Origin of the sequence: Mycobacterium sp. E342 (assembly GCF_001667665.1) — a bacterium.
Lineage (GTDB): Bacteria > Actinomycetota > Actinomycetes > Mycobacteriales > Mycobacteriaceae > Mycobacterium.
Map to the genome: position 1 here is coordinate 1 of NZ_LZJM01000062.1, position 915 is coordinate 915.

At 66.6% G+C, this 915-nt stretch carries 1 protein-coding gene; it reads right to left on the minus strand.

The features are described 5' to 3' along the window. Positions 1-915: AMP-binding protein (locus A5692_RS02860; protein ID WP_156765902.1), on the minus strand; the 915-nt coding region annotated here is incomplete at both ends.

Genomic DNA, 915 nt, shown 5'->3' on the forward strand with positions numbered 1-915 from the left:
TGGTGAGCGGCCCCAATACCCCACCCCCACACCGGCACCGGCCACATAGAGTTCCCCGACCACCCCGGCCGGCACCGGCTGCAACCACGGGTCCAACACGAACAGTGCTGCTCCTGAGACCGGCGACCCAATCGGCGGGGCCCCCGTGCCCGGGGTGAGTGGGGCGCTGATCGCCACCCACATCGTGGTCTCGGTCGGGCCGTATTCATTGAGCATCACCCGCCCCGGTGCCCACCGATTGACCACCTCCGGCGGACACGACTCCCCACCGACTAGCAGCGCCACCGACTCCAACCCCTGCGGGGACAGCGCCCCCACCGCCGTGGGAGTCTGGCTCAAGATGTTGACCTGCTGCTCGACCAGCAAGGCATGCAGGTCAACTGGGGAGGCCGCCACCGCCTCAGGCACCACCACCAGGCGTGCGCCATGCAGCAGGGCACCAAAAATCTCCCAACCCGAAATGTCAAAGGAATACGAATGCCACTGCGACCACACCCGCCCCGGCGCCGCCAAATCCCCATCCAATGACCCGATCAACTGAGTCACGTTATGGTGAGTAATCGCCACACCTTTGGGCACACCCGTGGTTCCCGAGGTGTAAATCAAATACGCCACATCCTCAGGCGCCGGACCCGGTGGTCGGGTGGCCGGTTGGGCATCGATAGCGGGATCACTGACATCAATCACCGCCACGTCATGGCCATCCAGCCGCGACTGCAGGGCCGCCGTGGTAAGCACCGTGGTCGGGCCGGCATCGGTCAGCAGGAACTCGATCCGCGCGGCCGGCCAGCCCGGATCGATTGGCACATAGGCCGCCCCCGACTTGAGCACCGCCAGAATCGCCACGATGGCCTGCGCGCCGCGCGGCAACAACAACCCCACACACCCACCCGGTCCCGCCCCTTGGGCAACGAG